Below are 20,475 nucleotides of genomic sequence, written 5' to 3'. Positions count from 1 at the left end.
GCCATGGCAGACGCTAAGGATTTCCTGTTTGAGATCGGTACGGAGGAAATGCCCTCTGCACCGCTGAACAATGCCGTCAAGCAGCTTGGTACCATGATCGCCAAGGGTCTCGACGAGGCCGGTCTGGCCCATGGCGAGGTCCGCGTGATCTCGAGCCCGCGTCGCCTGGCTGCGCTCGTTGCCGACGTTGCCACCGCGACCGATGAGGTTCACGAGGTCAAGCGTGGCCCCGCGGCAAACATCGCCTTCGACGCTGACGGTAACGCCACCAAGGCCGCCCAGGGCTTCGCCCGCAAGTGCGGTGTGGCTGCCGAGGACCTGGTCCGTCGTGAGGATACCGACGGTCGCGAGTATGTCTTTGCCGAGAAGAACATTCCCTCCGCACCGGCAACCCCGATCCTGACGGCCCTGTGCGAGAAGACCATTGCCGGCCTGCAGTGGCCCAACTACCGCTCCCAGCGCTGGGGCCACGAGCACGCGACGTTCGTGCGTCCGGTCCGCTGGATTTGCTGCCTTCTGGGCGAGGATGTTGTGCCCGTGTCGTTTGCCGACGTGACGAGCGGCAACACCACGCGCTGCCATCGCGTGCTCGGCCCCGGTGACCACGTTGTCGCCAGCCCCGCCGCCTACGAGCAGGTACTCGAGGACGCCGGCGTGCTTTCTGCCGAGCGCCGTCGCGAGGCCATCCTTGCCGGTATCTCCGAGGTCGAGGCCGCTCGCCCCGGCTGCCATGTCGATACGCCCAAGAAGGTCTTTGAGGAGGTCATTAACCTCTGCGAGTGGCCGACGGTGCTCGTCGGTACTTTCGACGAGGAGTTCCTCAAGGTCCCGCACGAGATTATCTGCGAGTCCATGCTCACCAACCAGCGCTACTTCCCGATCTATGACGGCGAGGGCAAGCTCACGCGTGAGTTCGTGGTCGTTTCCAACAGCAAGCCCGAGAATGCCGAGCGCGTGATCGACGGCAACGAGCGCGTCGTGCGCGCACGTCTGGACGATGCCAAGTTCTTCTACGAGGAGGACCTGAAGATCTCCCTCGACGAGTTCCGTGAGCGTCTGGCCAAGGTTGCCTTCCAGGAGAAACTCGGTAGCGTGCTCGCCAAGTCCGAGCGTATTGAGCAGCTCGCGCTCGCTATTGCCCGCGAGGCTCACCTGGGTGCCCATCTTGCCGCCGACGCTGCTCGCGCCGCGCACCTGTGCAAGGCCGACCTGGTATCCAACGCCGTCGTCGAATTCACGAGCCAGCAGGGCGTGATGGGCGGTTACTACGCCACCGCGATGGGGGAGAACGACGAGGTCGCCCATGCTATTCGCGATCACTATCGTCCTCGCTTTGCCGGTGACGAGCTGCCCGAGGGCACCGCTGGCTGCATCGTGGCCTGCGCCGACAAGCTCGATACCATCGCCGGTATCTTTGCCATCGGCGAGCCCCCGACCGGCTCTTCGGACCCCTACGCGCTGCGTCGTGCCGCTATCGGCATCATCAACATCCTGCGCGACCGCCTGCCGATCGACCCCACGTCGCTCATCGACTTCGCCCTCGAGCTCTACAGTGAGCAGGGCATTGAGTTCGACGCCGCCGAGGTCGCCCAGCAGGTTCGTGACTTCTTCCATGGCCGCCTGGTGAGCATGGCCCGCGACGAAAAGATTCCGGCCGATACCGTCGCCGCCGTCTCCGCGGTGCACATCATCGCCCCGTCCGTCTTCTTCGCCCGCTGCGCCGCCCTCGACGAGGCCCGCAAGAACGACGCTGAGACGTTCGACAACCTGGCGACCGCCTATGCTCGCGCCGCGCACATCTCCAAGCCCGAGCTGGGTGCGGAGTATGACCGCAGCCTGATGGGCGAGGTCGAGCTCGCGCTCGCCGACGCCTCCGAGGCTGCTCAGACCTCTGTCGATGCCGCCCTTGCTGCCGAGGACTACCCGGCCGCATTTGCCGCCCTCGCCGCCCTGCGCGCGCCCATCGACCGTTTCTTCGACGAGGTTATGGTCATGGACAAGGACGAGCAGCTTCGCGATAATCGCCTTAAGCTACTCAACCGCTTCGAGGCCGTTTTCTCCGGCATCGCCAACATCGGTGAGCTTGCCCGCAAAAAGTAAGCCAGCCTGCGCATAAGCGCAAAAGGAGCCCCGCATGGATTGCCCGGTCACCGCTCGTCCCACCGTTATCGTTATCTCCGACTCGCTCGGCGATACCGCTTGTGAGGTGGTGCTTGCGGCGTCCGGGCAATTTGATGAAGGGGCTTTTCGCGTTTTGCGCCTGCCTAAGGTGACCTCCGTGGAGCAGGTCAAGTCATTTGTGGGGCCGCGCGTCGATGCCGACCATCGCGATATCGCCGTGTTCCATACCATCGTCGACCCTGCCCTTCGTGCTCGCGTGCTCGACTACTTGGGCATGCTGCATATCCGTTCGGTCGACCTGATCGGCCCGACGCTCGCCGTACTGTCGTCGCTCATCGGTGTGCCGCCCAAGGGCGTTGCGGGCGTGATTCACAAGACCGATGACCGCTATTTCCATCGTATCGAGGCCATGGAGTATTTCGTTGAGCACGATGACGGTCGTGGTTGTGACGATCTGTCGGGTGCCGATATCGTACTGCTGGGTGTGTCGCGTACATCCAAGACGCCGCTGTCGATGTATTTAGCCTATCAGGGCTACAAGGTCGCCAATGTCCCACTGGCGCATGGCATGGTGCCGCCCAAGTCGATTTACGAGGTTGACCCGATGCGCCTGTTCGGCCTGATTTCGACCGTCGATGTGATTTCCGAAATTCGCGATAGCCGCTTGGGCGATGACTACGCTCGTGCCGTTGCCGGCTCCTATGCCGAGCCCGAGAGCGTGCGCGGCGAGCTTGAGGAAGCCCGCGCGCTCATGAAACGCCTGGGCTGCTTTGTAGTGCGTACCGACGGCAAAGCCATCGAGGAAAGCGCTGCCGAGATCATTAGCCACTTGGAGGAAATCCAAGATGCCCGTGCCCGCCGCGCCGCCCGCCGAGCCCAACAGCAGTAGTCCTTTCTGTGATGATTTTTCTGGGACGGGGATTAAAAAAAATCACTAGGTACTCAATGATTTTTTTAATCCCCGTCCCAGAAAAATCATCGGAGTGGCTAAATAGCCTGAATTGATAAAGCGATTTAGCAAAAATATCGCATCTGACCTGCATTCTTCTTGTAGTGGTATCTTCATAAGGTAACCAACTTTACCTACCGTTTACCGCCTGTTTTAGCACGTTTACCAAACCGCGCACCCTCTGCTCAAGCCTGCCCAAAACCCGCCGTATAGTTCCCTCACGGCCTGCATCCGGCGGGTCGATTCGTTACCACGGTCGTGCGCGTAAGCGCATGGAAGGGGAAGTATCGTGAGCGATTGCAAGAGGGTTTACCGTTTTGGAACCGACGCCCAGGGCACCTGTGTCACCGAGGGCGACAAGTCCATGAACTTCGTGCTTGGTGGCAAGGGCGCTAACCTTGCCGAGATGAGCCGTATCGGCCTGCCGGTTCCCGGTGGCTTTACCATTACCTGCCAGACTTGCGTTGAGTACTCCGGCGCCGGCAACGTGTGGCCGGAGGGCGCGCTCGACGAGATCGTTGCCGCCGAGGTCGACCTCGAGGCCCGCTGCGGCAAGAAGCTCGGCGATGCCTCCGATCCGCTGCTCGTGTCGGTCCGCTCGGGCGCTCCGTTCTCCATGCCCGGCATGATGGACACGGTTCTCAACCTGGGCCTCAACGACGATTCCGTCCAGGGCCTTATCGCCCAGACGCAAAACCCGCGCTTTGCCTGGGATAGCTACCGCCGCTTTATCCAGATGTTCTCCAACGTCGTCATGGGTGTCGATGCCGACTTGTTCGAGAATGCCCTGACCCAGGCCCGCCTGGTCGCCGGCGTTCGCGTCGATTCCGAGCTTTCGGCCGAGGACCTGCAGGAACTCGTCGAGACCTTTAAGGGCATCTTCTCCGAGAACGTCGAGGCTGCCCTGTATCCCGAGCTCGTGGTCGCTGACGGCAAGCCCGTCTTCCCGCACGACCCGGAGCTTCAGCTGCGCCTTGCCATCCAGGCCGTCTTTGGCAGCTGGATGAACGAGCGCGCCTGCATCTACCGCAAACAGCACGGCATCTCCGACGAGCTCGGTACTGCCGTCAACGTCCAAGCCATGGCCTTTGGCAACAAGGGGGAGACCTCTGCGACCGGCGTCGCCTTTACGCGCAACCCGGCCGACGGCACTAAGGAGTTCTACGGTGACTTTCTGGTCAACGCCCAGGGCGAGGACGTCGTCGCCGGCATCCGCAACACCGAGCCCATCGCCGACCTCAAGACCACCCCAGGCCTCGAGTCCGCAGGTGAGGAGCTTGAGCGTGTCTTCCTGACGCTTGAGGACCACTATCGCGATATGTGCGATATCGAGTTCACCATCGAGCAGGGTAAGCTCTGGATGCTCCAGACCCGCGTGGGCAAGCGCACCGCCACCGCCGCCCTGCGCATCGCCATCGAGATGGTCGAGGAGGGCCTCATCACCCGCGAGGAGGCCGTGAGCCGCATCGACCCTGCACAGCTCGACCAGCTCCTGCACCCGCAGTTCGACGCCTCCAAGAAGTACGAGGCGCTCGCTACCGGTCTTAACGCCAGCCCCGGTGCCGCCGTGGGCGAGGTCGTGTTCTCGAGTGATGACGCCGTCGCGCGCGCCAACGAGGGCTACAAGGTCATTCTGGTTCGCTGGGAGACCAACCCCGACGACCTGAAGGGCATGGTCGCCGCCGAGGGCATCCTGACCAGCCACGGTGGCAAGACGAGCCATGCCGCCGTTATCGCCCGCGGCATGGGTACGCCCTGCGTTTGCGGCGTTGAGCGCTTCCACATTGACGCGGCAGAGAAGGTCGTGCGCATCGAGGGCAGCGACCGCGTGCTGCGCGAGGGCGATGTCATCTCCATCGACGGCACCCAGGGTATCGTCGTCGACGGCGCGGTCGACCTGGTCTCTGCAGAGCTCACCGGCGACCTGGACACCATCCTGTCTTGGGCTGATGAGATCCGTTTGGACGAGACCTGCGGCCACGCCAACCACGTGCGCGTTAACGCCGACAACCCCGAGGATGCTGCACTCGCGCTCGAGTTTGGCGCCGAGGCCATCGGTCTGTGCCGCACCGAGCACATGTTCCTGGGCGATCGCAAGAACATCATCCAGAGCTTTATCCTGTCTGACGATGAGGCCGTGAAGCAGCAGGCCCTGGCCGACCTGCTCAAGGTTCAGACCGAGGACTTCCTGGCGATGTTCAAGACCATGTCCGGTCGCGATGTGGTCGTCCGCCTGCTCGATCCGCCGCTTCATGAGTTCCTGGATAATCCTCGCGAGCTCGAGGTCGCCATCACCAAGAAGGAGGCCGCCGGCGCTCCCGAGGAGGAGCTCGCTGCCCTGCGCGCCCGCCTGCGTCGCATTGACGGCATGGTCGAGTCCAACCCCATGCTGGGCTTGCGCGGCGTGCGCCTGTCCGTCGTCTTTGGCGATCTGCCGCTCATGCAGGTTCGCGCCGTCGCCACGGCCGCTGCCCGCCTTATCAAGGAGGGTGTCGACCCGCGCCCCGAGATCATGGTTCCGCTCGTTTCCATCACGGCCGAGCATGTCCAGACCCGCGAGGTTATCGAGCGCGTGATCGCCGAGGTTTCCGCCGAGGAAGGCGTCGAGCTCAATATTCCCGTGGGCACGATGCTCGAGCTGCCGCGTGCCTGCATGGTCGCTGACGAGATCGCCCATCATGCCGACTTCTTCTGCTTTGGCACCAACGACCTCACCCAGACGACCTTTGGCTTCTCGCGCGATGACGCCGAGGCCAAGTTCATCCCGCTGTACATGCATAAAAAGATTCTGAAAGACAACCCCTTCGAGACCATCGACGCGGCGGTGCTGGAGCTCGTGCGCTTGGCCGTCGAGAAGGGCCGCGCCACCAATCCCGACATGCACTTTGGCGTGTGCGGCGAGCACGGCGGCGACCCCAAGTCCATCAAGGGCCTGTTTAACGTGGCCGACGTGGACTACGTGTCCTGCTCGCCCTATCGCGTGCCCCTCGCGCGCCTGGCTGCCGCTCAGGCCAAGCTCGAGGCCAAGCGTTCCGCCTAACGTTTTGGGTTTAGACGCCTAGCGTAGCCCCCTTCATGCCGCCCGTCTCATTCGTGAGACGGGCGGTTATCATGTGCGGGTTTTGTCTTTTTGTCTGCGTGAAAAAATGTTCTTGCAGCAGAAACCCGCGCGTGTATACTCGAATACGTTTGTTCAACTACGTGCCGGCCAAGGTGGTACGGCACCTCTAGAAGAGTAAGGAATTGCACATGGATTACATCCGCGCAATCGAGCGTCAGCAGATCCGCGAGGACATTCCTCAGGTTCGCGTCGCCGACAACGTCAAGGTTCACTACCGCATTAAGGAAGGCGACCGCGAGCGCATTCAGGTCTTCCAGGGCGACGTCATCCGCATGGCCGGCGCCGGTGCCCGCGAGACCTTCACCGTCCGCAAGATGTCCTTCGGTGTCGGTGTTGAGCGTACCTTCCCGCTTCACAGCCCCAAGATCGCCAAGCTCGAGGTCGTTCGTCATGGTCGCGTCCGTCGCGCCAAGCTGTACTACCTCCGCGACAAGGTGGGCAAGGCTGCTCGCATCCCCGAGAAGCGCTAAGAAGATCGCAGCGTCTGTCCACTCGTTTGGACACAAGGGTCACCTTCGGGTGGCCCTTCTTTTTATCTGATTTGCATGCAAGGAGGGCCTGGTATGGCCAACATGACGAGCTCGGTTTCGGCATCGCAGGTTGCCGGTGAGTTGGCGAGCGCTACGTTTGAGGAGATTCCCGCCCTCGTGGAGCATTATCGCGAGGACCCACGCCAGCAGGTGATCAAGGCTTGTGAACGCGCCCTCAAACGCCATGCCAAAGAGCTTGCCGAGCGCGAGCGCGTCAATGACATGTACGAGCTTATGCATGAGCTTGGTGGCGATGGGGTGGTCGTTGGTGTCGACGAGGTGGGTCGCGGATCGGTGGCCGGCCCTTTGACGGTATGCGCCGTCTGTCTTCCTATGGAGCCGCGCGTCTGGGGTATCAACGATTCCAAAAAGCTCACGCCCGCGCGCCGCGAGTTGCTCTCAGTGAAGATTGCCGAGGTGGCGACGGCGATCGGTTTTTGCCATATCGCGCCGAAGGATATCGATGAAATGGGCATGGCCCGTGCTATCCGTACTGCCGTTGCGGGCGCCGTGGCCGATACGGGACTTGAGCCCGACTGCGTCCTCATGGATGGCAACCCCTTGGGCGCCGTTCCCAACGAGCGCGATGTGGTGAAGGGCGATGCCAAAATCGCCTGCATCGCCGCGGCGTCCATCATGGCCAAGGTCACGCGTGACGAGATGATGGTCGAGTACGACGCCGAGTATCCCGAGTACCATCTGGCCGAGTCGAAGGGCTATGCAAGCCCCGAGCATATCGAGGCCATTCGCAAACATGGACTTTGTCCACTGCACCGCGTGAGCTTTTGCGGAAACTTTCTGCAGACTGAGCGCCTTTTCTAGGTCAATTGTGGAGACAGGGACCTCTGGGGTTTTATAAACCTGCTGGTGGCGGGCCGTATGCAACACCATTGCTGCGTACGGCCCGTTTTTTGACGGCATTTGGTCAGCTTTTGGTTTGCTTCCGGTACTTACCCGCACGAAAGGTGCCCTCATCATCGGGGCAATGCAGCGTGCGGGAAAGGAGACCCCATGAGTGCCGCAAGCAAAAAGAGCAAGACGCAGCAGCTCAAGGAGCGTTGGGAAAACGGCGAGCTCGACTGCGGGGCGATGACGCCCGACTTTATCAAGGGACTCAGTCCCCGCGAGCTGGGCATGCTGGGCGAGCTGATCACCATCGACTACTTTAACGAGCGCGGCTACACCTTGCTGGAGCAGGGTTATCGTTGCTCCGAGGGCGAGGCCGATCTGGTGCTGCTCGATGAACTCGACGATGTCGTGGTGATGGCCGAGGTCAAGACCAGACGCGTCGCACTGGATTGCAGCACGCGGGTCTTTCCCGAGGAGGCCGTGGACGCCCAAAAGCAACGCCGCTACCGCCGCATCGCAAGTTGCTATCTCATGGAGCATTATCCGCTCAAGGCGATTCGCTTCGATGCCGTGGGTGTCACCATTCGTGGCGGGCATATCGCCGAGATCGAGCATCAGTACAACGCGTTCGATTGGCAGGTGTCGTGATGGCGTTCGAGACGTTTGCCGTTCACGCGGCCTGCATCCGTGGCGTCGAGGCGATTCACGTCACGGTCGAGGTCTCGCTTGCCGGTGGTGTTCCGGGCATCCAAATGCTCGGCATTCCGAGTATGGAGGTGATGGAGTCACGCGGTCGTATTCGCTGCGCGATGCGCTCCGCCGGGTTCGAGATCCCACGCTCGGGCATTACGGTCAACCTAGCGCCCGGCGATATTCGCAAGACCGGTAGCGGCTTTGATCTGCCCATCGCCATCGCGGTTCTGGCGGCCGATGGGCAGATTCCCCGTGACAACCTCGATCGCTGCCTTATCGCCGGCGAGCTCGGCTTGGACGGTACGGTGCTTCCCGTCAAGGGCGAGGTGGCGTTTCAGCTGCTGGCTCGTGACATGGGGCTGTCCTTTATCGCCGGCAGGTCCGATCAGCATGTGCCGCTTGCGGGCGTTGATTGCGGCTTTATCGATCATCTGTCTCAGCTTGCTCGCGGCATGGGCGATGCCGTGCGTCATTATCTGGATTCCGAGGGTGTTGAGACGACCTTTGAGCCCGAACTCGACTATGCCGATGTGCTGGGGCAGGAAGTCGCTAAACGCGGCATGGCGCTTGCGGCCGCCGGCGAGCTCGGCCTGCTCATGATCGGCTCGCCCGGTTCGGGTAAGACCATGCTCGCGCGCCGTATGACCGGCATTCTGCCCGAGCTTTCCGTTGAGGACCAGCAGGAAGCGCTGTGCATCCATTCGGTTTTGGGTGAGAACATCGATGGCTTATTGGCAGGTCATCGGCCGTTTCGAAGTCCCCATCACAGCATATCAACGGCTGGCCTCATTGGCGGAGGGCGCCCGGTGCATCCGGGTGAGATCAGCCTGGCTCATGGCGGCGTGCTCTTTTTGGACGAGCTTGCTGAGTTTCCCACGGGTGTGCTGCAGACGCTGCGTCAGCCCATCGAACGCGGCTACGTCAGGATCGTACGCGTCGACGGGGCCTTTACCTTCCCGTCGCGCTTTCAGCTGCTGGCTGCGAGTAACCCTTGCCCCTGCGGCTTCTTGGGTGATCGCGAGGTGCCGTGTCGCTGCTCGGCGGCGATGGTCGAGCGCTATCGGTCTAAACTGCGCGGTCCTTTGGCCGACCGTATCGACATGATGATCGATGTGACCCGTCCCGACCCCCAAGTGATTATCGAGGGTGCGGAGGGTATGTCGTCTGCCGAGTTACGTGACTACGTTGTGCGCGGTCGCGCTTTTCGCGCTTGGCGCGAATCCCGTATGGACGATGCTGATGCCGAGGCCGAGGATGACGAGACACGGTCCATTGACGGCGTCGTTTCGACCTTTGAGCTCGATGATGCGGCGGAGAAGTGTGTGCTCGGCCTGTCGAAGCGCACGCATCTCACGGGCCGCGGCATCGTGCGCCTGGTTCGCATTGCGCGCACGATCGCAGATGTCGCCGAGAGCGAGCATGTGACGCAGGACCACGTGCTCGAGGCGGCGATGTACCAGGGAAGGAGGGACCAATGATGGCCGAGGGAACCTTCGAGCTGCATCCAGGTGATACGTTGTATCCCGAGACCGTTTTGGAGCTTTCTGATGTACCCCAGACGCTCTATGTGCGCGGCAACCCCGAGGTGCTTTCGACGCCCGCGCTCTCCATCATCGGCGCGCGCAAGGCCTCGCCGTATGGTCTTGCCGTGGCAGAGCTTGCGTCAAAGGTGGCGGTCGAGGCGGGCGTGACGGTAGTCTCGGGCGGCGCGGTCGGTTGTGACCAGGCCTCGGGTTGGGCTGCGGTCAACGCTGGCGGCAAACACGTCGTGGTGCTGGGGACGGGCGCCGACGTGGTCTACCCGCGTTCGAGCGCGGGGCTTATTACGCGCACGCTCGATACGGGTGGCGCGGTCGTGTCGATCTCTCCGTGGGGCATGGGTCCGCGCAAGTTTGCCTTTCCGCGCCGCAATCGCGTAATCGCGGCCTTGTCGCAAGCCCTCTTTGTATCCGAGGCGGGTATGCCTTCCGGGACGTTTTCTACAGCCGAGGCTGCTATGGATTTGGGGCGAGAACTTCTTGCCGTGCCGGGGTCGATCCTATCGCCCGAGTCGCGTGGCACGAATTACCTCATTGCGAACGGTGCCTGCTGCATCATCGACGAGGAATCTATCGAGATGGCTATCTCACGCATCTACGGCACCCTGCGCTACTCGCGCCCCGATGCTCCCGGCATTGCCGACCTGGATCAAACACAGCAGACCGTGATGCATGCACTCATCGCCTCTCCGCTCAAGGTCGACGACATCGCGGCGCTCGTCTCGCTCGATGCTGTCGGCGTACTCAAACTCTTGGGTTCGCTTGAACTCGAGGGCCTTATCGAGCGCATGATGGATGGAAGGTATGCGCCCTCCAAGTTTGCCCTTCACGCCCAGACGCCCTTCGGTCACAATGGAAAACGTGTCAATTAGAAAGGTGTTTGCAGATGCAGTTCGATCAGGTGACGGTTATCGGTGGCGGTCTGGCGGGTTCGGAATGCGCGATCCAGCTGGCAGACCGCGGTTTTGCCGTAAAGCTGTGCGAGATGCGCCCCCAGGTTAGCTCCCCGGCTCACCATACCGATCACTTGGCAGAGCTCGTCTGCTCCAATTCGTTTAAGTCGACCCGTCCGGATTCCGCGGCTGGTTTGCTGAAGGCCGAGCTTAAGCGCATGGGTTCAGTCCTGCTCGATTGCGCCCATCGCGCGGCTGTTCCCGCCGGCGGTGCCCTGGCGGTCGACCGCGTCAAGTTTTCCGAGCTTGTCGAGGCCGAGGTTGCCGCCCGTCCCAATATCGAGGTCGCGCACGGCGAGGTCACGCAGATTCCCGAGGGCCACGTGGTCATTGCCGCGGGCCCGCTGTGTTCACCGGCGCTGAGCGAAGAGGTCATGAAGCTCGTCGGTGGCGACGCCCTTGCGTTCTTCGATGCCGCGGCGCCGATCGTCGATGCCTCCACGCTCGATATGGACGTGCTGTTTTCGCAGTCGCGCTACGAGGAGCAGGGGAGCGGCGACTATCTCAACGCTCCGCTCAACAAGGAGGAGTACGAGGCCTTTATCGAGGCACTTACCACGGCCGACCGCGTGGTGCTCAAAGACTTTGAGGGCGGCGATCTGTTCCAGGCCTGCCAGCCTGCCGAGGAAGTTGCGCGCACCGGCAAGGACGCCATTCGCTTTGGCGCCATGAAGCCCGTCGGCCTCACCGACCCGCGTACCGGACGTCGCCCCTGGGCGGCGATTCAGCTGCGTGCCGAGAACAAGGAGAAGACCGCCTATAACCTGGTGGGCTTCCAGACCAACCTGACCTTTGGCGAGCAGAAGCGCGTCTTCCATATGGTGCCGGGCCTGGAGAACGCTGAGTTCTTCCGCTACGGTGTCATGCACCGCAATACCTTTGTCGACGCCCCGCACGTGCTCGATGGCACCTTTGCCGTGCCCGGTACCGGCGTGCGCCTGGCCGGTCAGATCACCGGCACCGAGGGGTACATGGAAGCCGTGGCGACAGGTCTGCTCGCGGCGCTCAACACCTATGCCGAGGCTATCGGTGCCGCGGGCGTCGAGTTGCCGCGCGTGGGCGCCCTGGGTGCGCTCGTGGGCTATGCGACCGATCCTGCCACCGTGGGCTATCAGCCTATGCATGTCAACTTTGGCCTGGTGCCGCCACTCGAGGATGGTAAGCGCCGCAGCAAGCGCGATCGTTACCAGGCTTACGCGGACCGCGCCCTCAAGGCCCTGGATGCCTATCTGGAATCGCGCTCCGATCTGTTTGGAGGCGAGAGGTCATAGCTTTTGACCTGTACGATGCCGTCGACTCGTTTATCGCCTATATCGCACGAGTCGAAGGGCTCGCTCCCAATACGGTAACCGCCTACGCCTCGCGGCTCGAGCGCTTCGCCGCGTGGTGCGACCGCGAGGGCATCGACGCTCGCGCTGCCGACGTACGGACCGTTCGCTCCTATTTGGCCGAGCTGTCGCGTAGCCAGATGGCGGCTCGGACCCTTGCGGCACACCTGTCTGCCATTCGCTCGCTCTATCGGTGGATGGCTGCCGAGGGGGTCGTGGAGGGCGATGTGGTCTCGGCAATTTCCTCGCCCAAGCTCCCGCGCGATCTACCCGGTGTGCTGACGACCCAACAGGTGGAGGCGCTGCTCAAGACGCCTGATACCTCAACACCCGCGGGACTGCGCGATGCGGCGATGCTCGAGCTGCTCTATGCCTCGGGCGCCCGTATCTCTGAGCTCGCAGCACTCAATGTGGAGTCCATTGCGTGGTCCGAACGCACGCTGCGCCTGTGGGGCAAGGGGAGCAAAGAACGTATCGTCCCTCTGTATCGTCGTGCGCTCGAGGCGACGCGTCTCTATATTGAGGAGGGGAGGCCGGAGTTGCTCGCTCAGGCAAAGCGTCGTGACCCCGCTACCGGGCCGCATCCGCTGCTTATATCGGCGCGCGGTAATCGCATGAGTGCCGCCATGCTCAGGCGGCGGTTTCATATGCTGGCGACGCTCGCCGGCATTCCGGCCGACATCGCCCCGCATGCGATGCGCCATACCTTTGCGACCGACTTGCTCGAGGGCGGCGCGGACCTGCGCTCGGTTCAAGAGCTGCTAGGTCATGCGAGCCTGTCCACGACGCAGATCTACACGCATCTCACACCCGATCGGCTTAAGCGGGCTGTGGCTCAAGCCCATCCCCGCGGCGAATAGTGGCTGGGACGTCCCGCGCCGCGCTCAGGTGTGTGGTTTTGATTGCGGGTTGGCAGGAAGATGCATTCCTGCTATCATTCATCGGGTTGCTTCACGGCAACAGGTTTTTATCACGCACGCGCGGCTACTTCATACCGTGGTGCCCGGGCTTTGGTAGCACATGTCCGGGTTGGTTTTGGAGGATGACCCCGCGCGGAGGCAAACCACAGGAGGTTTAACATGGCTACCAAGATTAATATCCGCACCCTGCTCGAGGCCGGCTGCCACTTCGGTCACCAGACCCGTCGCTGGAACCCCAAGATGAAGCCGTTCATCTTCGGTGAGCGCAACGGCATCTACATCCTCGACCTCAAGCAGACCATCCTCGACGCCGACCAGGCCTACACCTTCGTCAAGAACGTCGCCAAGGGCGGCAACGTGCTGTTCGTCGGCACCAAGAAGCAGGCTCAGGAGGCCGTCAAGAACGCTGCTGAGCGCGCTAATATGCCCTACATCAATCAGCGTTGGCTCGGCGGTATGCTGACCAACTTCGTCACCATCCGCTCCCGCATCAACCGCATGGAGGAGCTCGAGGCCATGGTCGAGGACGGCCGCATGGCAGTGCTCCCCAAGAAGGAGCAGGCTGTGCTCGGCAAGGAGCTCACCAAGCTCCAGACCAACCTCGGTGGCGCCCGCGACATGAAGGGTCTGCCCCAGGCTCTCTTCGTCATCGACACTAAGCGCGAGGAGAACGCCATCAAGGAGGCTCAGCGCCTGAACATCCCCGTCGTCGCTCTGATCGACACCAACTCCGATCCCGACGAGGTCGAGTACGGCATCCCCTGCAACGATGACGCTATCTCCGCTGTCACCCTTATGTGCGAGCTCATGGCTGACGCCTGCCTCGCTGGCTCCGGTAAGGAGCAGGTCTCCGAGGCCGAGATGGCCGCTGAGCCCAAGGCCGAGTAAATCAGTCTTAGTTAATTCTTTTTCATCTCTTTGAAAGGAACCACAATGGCCCAGATTACCGCCGCTATGGTCAAGCAGCTCCGCGAGATGACCGACTCCCCGATGATGGAGTGCAAGAAGGCTCTCGTCGAGGCTGACGGCGACATGGACGCCGCTGTCGACGTTCTGCGTAAGAACGGCCTTGCCAAGGCTGCCAAGAAGGCTGGCCGTGAGACCAACGAGGGCGCTGTCGCCGCATTCGTCTCCGAGGATGGCAAGACCGGCGCTCTGCTCGAGCTCTCCTGCGAGACCGACTTCGTTGGCTCCAACGCCAAGTTCACCGGCTTTGCTTCTAAGGTCGCTGAGGTTGTCGCTACCACCGAGCCTGCTGACGTCGACGCTCTGCTCGAGAAGCCGATGGGCGAGGAGACCGTTTCCTCCGAGCTCACCGAGATGATTCACATCATGGGCGAGAACATGAAGATCTCCCGCTTCGCTGCCCGCAAGGCCGAGAACGGCGCGCTCGCTTCTTACATCCACATGGGTGGTAAGATCGGCGTCCTCGTCGAGTTCGCCTTCGAGAAGGCCGAGACCGCTCAGGCTGAGTCCTTCAAGACCTTCGCTCACGACGTTGCCCTTCAGGTTGCCGCCGTCGCCCCGATCTGCGCTACCCGCGATCAGGTTCCGGCCGAGACCGTCGAGCACGAGAAGCAGATCTACATGGCCCAGGCTGCCGAGTCCGGCAAGCCCGAGGCTATCCAGGAGAAGATGGCTGTTGGCCGTCTGGAGAAGTTCTACAAGCAGTCCGTGCTCACCGAGCAGGAGTTCATCAAGGACAGCTCCCTCACCATCAAGAAGTACGCTGAGCAGGTCTCCAAGGAGCTCGGCGACACCATTACCGTCGTTGCCTTTGACCGTCTGGTCCGTGGCGAGTAAATAAGCTCTTGTAGCTGGTAATGAGCAGGCTGTGGGTTTTACTCACAGCCTGCTTTTTCATGGCTCTTATCAGAGCCTTTGATATCATATTGAGAGTCTAATTAAAGGAGGATCGCTTTGTCCGACATCCGATATAAACGAGTGCTTCTTAAGCTTTCCGGCGAAGCGCTGATGGGCGACGGCCAATATGGCATCGACCCCAAGGTTACCGATCATCTTGCCAAGCAGGTCAAGGAGCTGCTCGCCGTTGGCCATGAGGTCGGCGTCGTTGTCGGCGGCGGCAATATTTTCCGCGGCATGGCAGGCGCTGCCGGTGGCATGGAGCGTGCTCAGGCCGACTACATGGGCATGCTCGCGACCGTTATGAACGCGCTCGCCCTGCAGGATGCTTTCGAGCATAACGACGTTCCCTGCCGTGTGATGAGCGCTATCCAGATGAACGAGATCTGCGAGCCCTATATTCGCCGTCGCGCCATCAACCACCTTTCCAAGGGCAACGTCGTTATTTTTGCCGCCGGTTCGGGCAATCCGTACTTTACGACCGACACCGCCGCGGCTCTTCGTGCGTGCGAGATCGGCGCCGAGATTCTGATTAAAGCCACCAAGGTTGACGGCATCTACGACAAGGATCCCGTCAAGTGCGCTGATGCCGTCCGTTTTGACAAGATTACCTATCACGAGGTTCTCGTTCGCGGTCTGCAGGTTATGGATTCCACGGCTACGGCCCTGTGCCAGGATAACCGTATGCCGATTTTGGTCCTCAACATCGATGGCGAGGACACCGTCAAGCGCGCGCTCGCGGGTGAGCCCGTTGGCACGCTCGTCTATCAGGAGGATTAAGCATGGCAGAGAACATCACCGCCCATATGGACAAGTCGCTCGAGTCCCTCAAGCATAACTTCTCCAAGGTCCGTACCGGTCGTGCCAACGCCAACATTCTGTCCGACATCACCGTCGATTATTACGGTGTCCCCACGCCGGTCACGCAGGTTGCCGCCGTCAAGACCCCCGAGGCTCACATGCTGCTCATCGAGCCGTGGGATAAGGCGCTCATCAATGCTATCGTCAAGGCCATCGGCGCTTCCGATCTGGGCATTACCCCCAACTCCGATGGCACCGTCGTTCGTCTGCCGTTCCCGGCCCCCACTGAGGAGCGCCGTCGCGAACTCGTCAAGGAGTGCCGCGAGTACGCCGAGCAGGCCAAGGTGTCTATCCGTAACATCCGTCGCGACTTCAACAATAAGCTCGAGCGCGATGAGGAGCTCACCGAGGACGATGTCCGTCGCGAGCAGGCCAAGGTCCAGAAGCACACCGATGAGTATGTCGCCAAGGTCGAGGAGCTTCTGAAGGAAAAAGAAGCCGAGGTCATGGAGATCTAAGGTGCAATACGACGAGCATAAACTGGTCGAGTACTTTGCCGACGCCCCTGCGGGCGTCGGTTTTTCCGACCTTGACCTCAATAACATTCCGCACCATATCTCGTGCATCATGGACGGCAACGGTCGTTGGGCCACGTCGCGCGGTCTTGCACGCACCGAGGGTCATAAGGCAGGTATCCTCTCGCTGCGCGAGATCATTACCGCCTGCGTGCGCCTGGGCGTCGACGTGCTTTCTGCCTATGCGTTTTCTACCGAAAACTGGAACCGTCCGCAGCATGAGGTCAACGTCTTGATGCATCTGTTTGCCAAGACGTTTATCGACGAGCTGCCGCTTCTGAAGCGCGAAAATGTGCGCGTAGTCTTTTTGGGTGACATTTCCGCGCTGCCCAAGAAGACTCGCGACGTTTTTGAGCGCGGTCTTGCCGAGTGCGCCGATCACACCGGTATGACGCTGGCGCTTGCCGTCAACTACGGCGCGCGTGCCGAGATTACCCGCGCTGTCCGTCAGATCGCATCCGACGCTGCCGCCGGTAAGATCGATCCTGCCGCAATTGATGACGACATGGTGGCTTCCCACCTCTATACCGCCGGTCTTCCCGATCCCGAACTTGTGATTCGCACCTCTGGTGAGCTGCGCCTTTCGAACTATCTGCTGTGGCAGGTGGCTTATTCCGAATTCTACGTCACCGATACCTATTGGCCTGACTTTGATCGTTGGGGCCTTGTCGACGCCATTTTGGCCTATCAGGGCCGTGACCGTAGGTTTGGTGGACTGAGCAAGACCGAGGAGGCTTAATCGTGTCCGATCGTCCCAAGGCATCTGCTCCCAAGACGCCAGTTTCCGCGGCGCCTGCGCGCAAGGCTGCCACTGCGGGAGCGCCTGCAGCGAAGAGCGGCACCGGTTCGTGGCTGGCGGGCTTTATTACCCGTGCCGCCGCCGGTATCGTCTACGCCGTTGTCTTTATCCTGTGCCTGGTTTTGGGTATCGTGCCCACGGCCATCTTTGTTTCTGTCATGAGCGGTCTGTGCTGCTATGAGTTTTTCCGTATGACAAGGCTCGATGGCAAGATGGCTAACGAGCGCATGGGTATCGCTGCCGCCGTACTCTTTCCGCTGTCGGCGTTGGGCGATTCGATGTTGCTGAATGCCCTGCTTTTTGCCTTGATGCTCGCTGTGGGCATTTGGTATGTCTGGTCGCCGCGTACCCGCATCTCTGATGTGGCCGTGACGCTCATGGGTCCCATCTACACTGGCTTTATGCTGTCGGCTATCGTGCTGCTGCGCGATGCCGTGCCCGGTTTTGCCGGCGCCCTGCTTTCAGTGGGCGTTTGCGCGTCCCTTTGGGTCTCCGATTCGTTTGCCTACATCGTGGGCAGCCGTATCGGCAAGCACAAGATGGTTCCCAAGATCTCCCCCAAAAAGAGCTGGGAGGGGTTTGCCGGCGGCATCTTGGGCTCGGTTTTGATTTGGCTCATCCTGTGGGCGACGCACTTCTACAAGCTCAGCCTGCCCTATGCGCTGCTGTGCGGCGTGGTCGTGTCCATTCTGGGCGTTATCGGCGACCTTATCGAGTCGCGCATCAAGCGCGGTGTGGGCGTCAAGGATTCCGGCAACCTTATCCCGGGCCACGGCGGAATGCTCGATCGTAGCGATTCGCTTATCTTCGGTTGCATCACCGCACAGCTGTTGCTGATGATCGGAGGCGTGCTGTAATGTCCTTCCAGACGACGTATGGCCCCGATGGACGCCTTCGCGTTGCCATCCTGGGTTGTACGGGCTCTATCGGCACCCAGGCGCTCGATGTGTGCCGCCAGCATGCCGATCGCCTGCAGGTGACGGCGCTGTCCGTTAATTCCAGCACCTCGGAGCTCGTTGCCGCTGCCCGCGAGTTCTCGGTTCCGGCGGTTGCCGTTGCCGATGTCGCTCATGGCGATGACGCCGTGCTGCAGGAGTTGCCCGAGGGCACACAGCTCGGCGTTGGCGCGCAGGCGGTTTGCGAGCTCGCGCGTCGCGACGATGTCGACTGCGTGCTCGTCGCTATTGTGGGCGCCGCCGGTCTCGAGGCGAGCCATGCGGCCTTGACCTCGAATAAGCGCCTTGCCCTTGCCAACAAGGAGTCCCTCGTCGTCGGTGGCGACTTGCTTATGCCGTTGGCGCAACCGGGCCAGCTTATTCCGGTCGACTCTGAGCATTCCGCCATCTACCAGTGCTATCTGGGGGAGAACCCGCGCGAGGCCCACTGCATTTGGCTCACCTGCTCGGGCGGTCCGTTCTTTGGCCGCACGCGCGACGAGCTCGATCGCGTGACGCGTGCCGATGCCCTCGCGCATCCCACGTGGGCCATGGGTGCCAAGATCACCATTGACTCCGCCACCCTCATGAACAAGGGCCTGGAGCGCATTGAGGCCATGCATCTGTTTAACTGCGACCTCGATTTCATTAACGTGGTCGTGCAGCGTCAGTCCAAGATTCACTCTATGGTCGAGTTCGCCGACGGCTCCGTGATGGCGCATCTCGGTGCATCCGACATGCGTATCCCCATCCAGTTCGCGTTCTCGTATCCCGAGCGTTGGGATACTCCGGCGCCTCGTATCGATTTCCGCGAGCTGGGGCAGCTCACGTTTGATGCTGCCGACATGGATACCTTCCGCTGTCTGGCACTGGCCGAGCGTGCCGGCAAGACGGGTGGCACCATGCCGTGCGTTCTCAATGCCGCCAACGAGGTCGCCGTCGATGCCTTCCTGCACGATGGCTGCAGCTTTACCGATATCGATCGCATTGTGGAATCCTGCATGGACGCCCACGATATGCAGGTGGTCGATTCGTTTGAGCAGCTTCGCGACATCGATGCGTGGGCGCGTGAAAAGGCTGCGCAGGTGCTCGCCGCAACTCGTTCCTAACCCATAAGGATTGCTTTTTCGTTTTATGGATACTGTTCTGAGCGTTCTCTCATCGGTCTTTTGGGGCCTGCTGATGCTTTCCGTCCTCGTGTTTTTGCACGAGGGCGGCCACTTTTTGGCGGCGCGTGCCTGCGGCGTCCGTGTGACCGAGTTCTTTTTGGGTCTGCCGTGCCGCTTTGACATCCATTACACGTCGCGTCGCATTGGAACCAAGTTTGGCGTGACCCCGCTGCTGCTGGGTGGCTACGCTGCCATCTGCGGTATGGATCCGACCGATGTTTCGTGCGCCGACCGCGTGCTCGCGGCTATCTATCGTCATGGTCGCGTGACCGTGGCCGACCTTGCTGTCGAGCTCGAGCTTTCCGAGGAGGATGTGCTCGAGGCATGCGCCCTTTTGCTGGGCTGGGGCTCCATCGCGCCCTGGTATGAGGAAGGGGAGAAGCCCTCGCCGAGCTACTATCCCACCAAATATCAGACGTTGCCGCGAGACACGGCAGGCTATACCACCTTTGATGGTCGTCGTTTCGATCGCGAACATGCGACTGCCGAGGGCGATGTGTGGGAGCTGCCGTGCGGCGAGGCCGAGTTCCTTGCGCAAGAGCGCTCGCACACCTATCTTGGCCAAGGCTTTCTCAAGCGCGCCTTTATGCTGCTCGCGGGCATTATCGTCAATATCTTGACGGGTTTTTTGCTCTTTATGAGCATCTATTCCATTGCGGGTGTCACCGTGCCGATGGATACCAACGTGATCGGTCAGGTTGACGAGGGGTCTATTGCCGCCAAGGCGGGTATCGAGGGCGGTGACGCGATCCTTTCGGTTGACGGTGTCTCATGTTCCACTTGGATGGATGTCTACGATGCCATCGGCAAGGCTGCCGGTAAGGACGATATTGCTATTGAGTATGAGCGCGATGGCAAGCAGTGCTCGACCTCGGTCGCACTCAAAGAGGACGAACGTCTGGGCGTTTATGCCTCTACGCAGGTGGTCCGTTTGGACCCCATCACCTCGGCGCGCCTCTCCTTCTCGTATGTTGCGCAGACAGCGGAGGGCGTGATGCGCCTGCTCCAGCCGCAGCATACGATGGAGATCCTCGATCAGTCCTCTTCGATCGTGGGTATTAGCGTCATGTCCTCGCAGGCAGCTGCTGCCGGTCCCGTCATGTTCTTGTCGTTTGCCGCGCTCATTTCGTTCTCGCTTGGCTTTATGAACCTGCTGCCCATCCCACCACTCGATGGCGGCAAGCTGCTTATTGAGATCATTCAAAAGATTGCTGGCCGCGAGCTGCCGCTCAAGGTCCAGACGATCGTGAGCTATGTGGGCGTCGCGCTCTTCGCATTGCTGTTTGTCTATATGCTTCGTTCCGACATCCTTCGATTTATTCTGTAGGGGA

Annotated in this window: 18 protein-coding genes; all 18 read left to right on the top strand. The window is 61.2% G+C overall.

What is annotated here, in order from left to right; genetic code table 11:
* Nucleotides 1-3 precede the first annotated feature (3 nt).
* The 18 genes from glyS (at nucleotide 4) to DWV32_RS02855 (ending at nucleotide 20,471) form a co-directional block, all read left to right on the top strand.
* Entirely contained in the window at nucleotides 4-2,100 is a 2,097-nt protein-coding gene (gene glyS, locus DWV32_RS02940; protein WP_117757137.1) for a glycine--tRNA ligase subunit beta, read from the top strand.
* 34 nt (nucleotides 2,101-2,134) lie between these two features.
* The gene (locus DWV32_RS02935; protein ID WP_117757136.1) at nucleotides 2,135-3,010 is read left to right on the top strand and encodes a pyruvate, water dikinase regulatory protein; all 876 of its coding nucleotides are present in this window, start codon (nucleotides 2,135-2,137) and stop codon (nucleotides 3,008-3,010) included.
* A 349-nt stretch (nucleotides 3,011-3,359) separates the two neighbouring features.
* The gene (gene ppdK, locus DWV32_RS02930) at nucleotides 3,360-6,110 is read left to right on the top strand and encodes a pyruvate, phosphate dikinase (protein ID WP_117757135.1); all 2,751 of its coding nucleotides are present in this window, start codon (nucleotides 3,360-3,362) and stop codon (nucleotides 6,108-6,110) included.
* Nucleotides 6,111-6,319: 209 nt separating this feature from the next.
* The gene (gene rplS / locus DWV32_RS02925; protein WP_006236098.1) at nucleotides 6,320-6,661 is read left to right on the top strand and encodes a 50S ribosomal protein L19; all 342 of its coding nucleotides are present in this window, start codon (nucleotides 6,320-6,322) and stop codon (nucleotides 6,659-6,661) included.
* Nucleotides 6,662-6,754: 93 nt separating this feature from the next.
* A complete protein-coding gene (locus tag DWV32_RS02920; RefSeq protein WP_055250018.1) occupies nucleotides 6,755-7,543 on the top strand; it encodes a ribonuclease HII in 789 nt (262 codons plus the stop codon).
* A gap of 189 nt (nucleotides 7,544-7,732) precedes the next feature.
* Complete coding sequence (locus tag DWV32_RS02915) at nucleotides 7,733-8,218, top strand: YraN family protein (RefSeq protein ID WP_117757134.1); 486 nt, start codon at nucleotides 7,733-7,735, stop codon at nucleotides 8,216-8,218.
* Complete coding sequence (locus DWV32_RS02910; RefSeq protein ID WP_117757133.1) at nucleotides 8,218-9,741, top strand: YifB family Mg chelatase-like AAA ATPase; 1,524 nt, start codon at nucleotides 8,218-8,220, stop codon at nucleotides 9,739-9,741. The genes DWV32_RS02915 and DWV32_RS02910 overlap by 1 nt, the downstream gene beginning before the upstream one ends.
* Nucleotides 9,738-10,673, top strand: coding sequence for a DNA-processing protein DprA (locus tag DWV32_RS02905; RefSeq protein WP_316242581.1), 936 nt, complete (start codon nucleotides 9,738-9,740; stop codon nucleotides 10,671-10,673). Before DWV32_RS02910 ends, DWV32_RS02905 begins: the two co-directional genes overlap by 4 nt.
* 14 nt (nucleotides 10,674-10,687) lie before the next feature.
* Nucleotides 10,688-12,025 carry a methylenetetrahydrofolate--tRNA-(uracil(54)-C(5))-methyltransferase (FADH(2)-oxidizing) TrmFO gene (gene trmFO, locus DWV32_RS02900; protein ID WP_117757132.1) on the top strand — a complete coding sequence of 446 codons (1,338 nt, stop codon included), beginning with the start codon at nucleotides 10,688-10,690 and terminating at the stop codon, nucleotides 12,023-12,025.
* Nucleotides 11,989-12,942: a tyrosine recombinase gene (locus DWV32_RS02895; protein ID WP_117757131.1), complete on the top strand. Its 954-nt coding sequence runs from the start codon at nucleotides 11,989-11,991 to the stop codon at nucleotides 12,940-12,942. The genes trmFO and DWV32_RS02895 overlap by 37 nt, the downstream gene beginning before the upstream one ends.
* Nucleotides 12,943-13,161: 219 nt before the next feature.
* Complete coding sequence (rpsB, locus tag DWV32_RS02890) at nucleotides 13,162-13,890, top strand: 30S ribosomal protein S2 (protein ID WP_006236109.1); 729 nt, start codon at nucleotides 13,162-13,164, stop codon at nucleotides 13,888-13,890.
* A gap of 45 nt (nucleotides 13,891-13,935) precedes the next feature.
* Nucleotides 13,936-14,805, top strand: a complete 870-nt coding sequence (tsf, locus tag DWV32_RS02885) for a translation elongation factor Ts (protein WP_022094736.1) — start codon at nucleotides 13,936-13,938, stop codon at nucleotides 14,803-14,805.
* Between the two features lie 117 nt (nucleotides 14,806-14,922).
* Nucleotides 14,923-15,645, top strand: coding sequence for a UMP kinase (pyrH, locus tag DWV32_RS02880; RefSeq protein ID WP_040359955.1), 723 nt, complete (start codon nucleotides 14,923-14,925; stop codon nucleotides 15,643-15,645).
* 2 nt (nucleotides 15,646-15,647) lie between these two features.
* Nucleotides 15,648-16,184 (top strand): ribosome recycling factor, encoded by a 537-nt coding sequence (gene frr / locus DWV32_RS02875; RefSeq protein ID WP_006236112.1) that lies wholly within the window; start codon nucleotides 15,648-15,650, stop codon nucleotides 16,182-16,184.
* A 1-nt stretch (nucleotide 16,185) separates the two neighbouring features.
* Nucleotides 16,186-16,980, top strand: coding sequence for an isoprenyl transferase (locus tag DWV32_RS02870; protein ID WP_117757130.1), 795 nt, complete (start codon nucleotides 16,186-16,188; stop codon nucleotides 16,978-16,980).
* Nucleotides 16,981-16,982: 2 nt separating this feature from the next.
* Nucleotides 16,983-17,897 carry a phosphatidate cytidylyltransferase gene (locus tag DWV32_RS02865; RefSeq protein ID WP_233502344.1) on the top strand — a complete coding sequence of 305 codons (915 nt, stop codon included), beginning with the start codon at nucleotides 16,983-16,985 and terminating at the stop codon, nucleotides 17,895-17,897.
* A complete protein-coding gene (gene dxr / locus DWV32_RS02860) occupies nucleotides 17,897-19,084 on the top strand; it encodes a 1-deoxy-D-xylulose-5-phosphate reductoisomerase (protein WP_117564265.1) in 1,188 nt (395 codons plus the stop codon). The genes DWV32_RS02865 and dxr overlap by 1 nt, the downstream gene beginning before the upstream one ends.
* A gap of 25 nt (nucleotides 19,085-19,109) precedes the next feature.
* Entirely contained in the window at nucleotides 19,110-20,471 is a 1,362-nt protein-coding gene (locus DWV32_RS02855) for an RIP metalloprotease (RefSeq protein WP_117757129.1), read from the top strand.
* The last annotated feature ends 4 nt before the right edge of the window (nucleotides 20,472-20,475 follow it).

It is taken from the genome of Collinsella sp. AF04-24, assembly GCF_003465685.1.
Taxonomy (GTDB): domain Bacteria; phylum Actinomycetota; class Coriobacteriia; order Coriobacteriales; family Coriobacteriaceae; genus Collinsella; species Collinsella aerofaciens_AP.
The sequence above is the reverse complement of the archived record's forward strand: the minus strand, read 5'-3'. Positions and strand labels throughout refer to the sequence as shown.

What these genes read in the sequence shown, in the direction of transcription:
- glyS (WP_117757137.1), top strand. Translation starts at nt 4, where the DNA reads ATGGCAGACGCTAAGGATTTCCTGTTTGAGATCGGTACGGAGGAAATG.
- DWV32_RS02935 (WP_117757136.1), top strand. Translation starts at nt 2,135, where the DNA reads ATGGATTGCCCGGTCACCGCTCGTCCCACCGTTATCGTTATCTCCGAC.
- rplS (WP_006236098.1), top strand. Translation starts at nt 6,320, where the DNA reads ATGGATTACATCCGCGCAATCGAGCGTCAGCAGATCCGCGAGGACATT.
- DWV32_RS02920 (WP_055250018.1), top strand. Translation starts at nt 6,755, where the DNA reads ATGGCCAACATGACGAGCTCGGTTTCGGCATCGCAGGTTGCCGGTGAG.
- DWV32_RS02915 (WP_117757134.1), top strand. Translation starts at nt 7,733, where the DNA reads ATGAGTGCCGCAAGCAAAAAGAGCAAGACGCAGCAGCTCAAGGAGCGT.
- DWV32_RS02910 (WP_117757133.1), top strand. Translation starts at nt 8,218, where the DNA reads ATGGCGTTCGAGACGTTTGCCGTTCACGCGGCCTGCATCCGTGGCGTC.
- DWV32_RS02905 (WP_316242581.1), top strand. Translation starts at nt 9,738, where the DNA reads ATGATGGCCGAGGGAACCTTCGAGCTGCATCCAGGTGATACGTTGTAT.
- trmFO (WP_117757132.1), top strand. Translation starts at nt 10,688, where the DNA reads ATGCAGTTCGATCAGGTGACGGTTATCGGTGGCGGTCTGGCGGGTTCG.
- rpsB (WP_006236109.1), top strand. Translation starts at nt 13,162, where the DNA reads ATGGCTACCAAGATTAATATCCGCACCCTGCTCGAGGCCGGCTGCCAC.
- tsf (WP_022094736.1), top strand. Translation starts at nt 13,936, where the DNA reads ATGGCCCAGATTACCGCCGCTATGGTCAAGCAGCTCCGCGAGATGACC.
- frr (WP_006236112.1), top strand. Translation starts at nt 15,648, where the DNA reads ATGGCAGAGAACATCACCGCCCATATGGACAAGTCGCTCGAGTCCCTC.
- dxr (WP_117564265.1), top strand. Translation starts at nt 17,897, where the DNA reads ATGTCCTTCCAGACGACGTATGGCCCCGATGGACGCCTTCGCGTTGCC.
- DWV32_RS02855 (WP_117757129.1), top strand. Translation starts at nt 19,110, where the DNA reads ATGGATACTGTTCTGAGCGTTCTCTCATCGGTCTTTTGGGGCCTGCTG.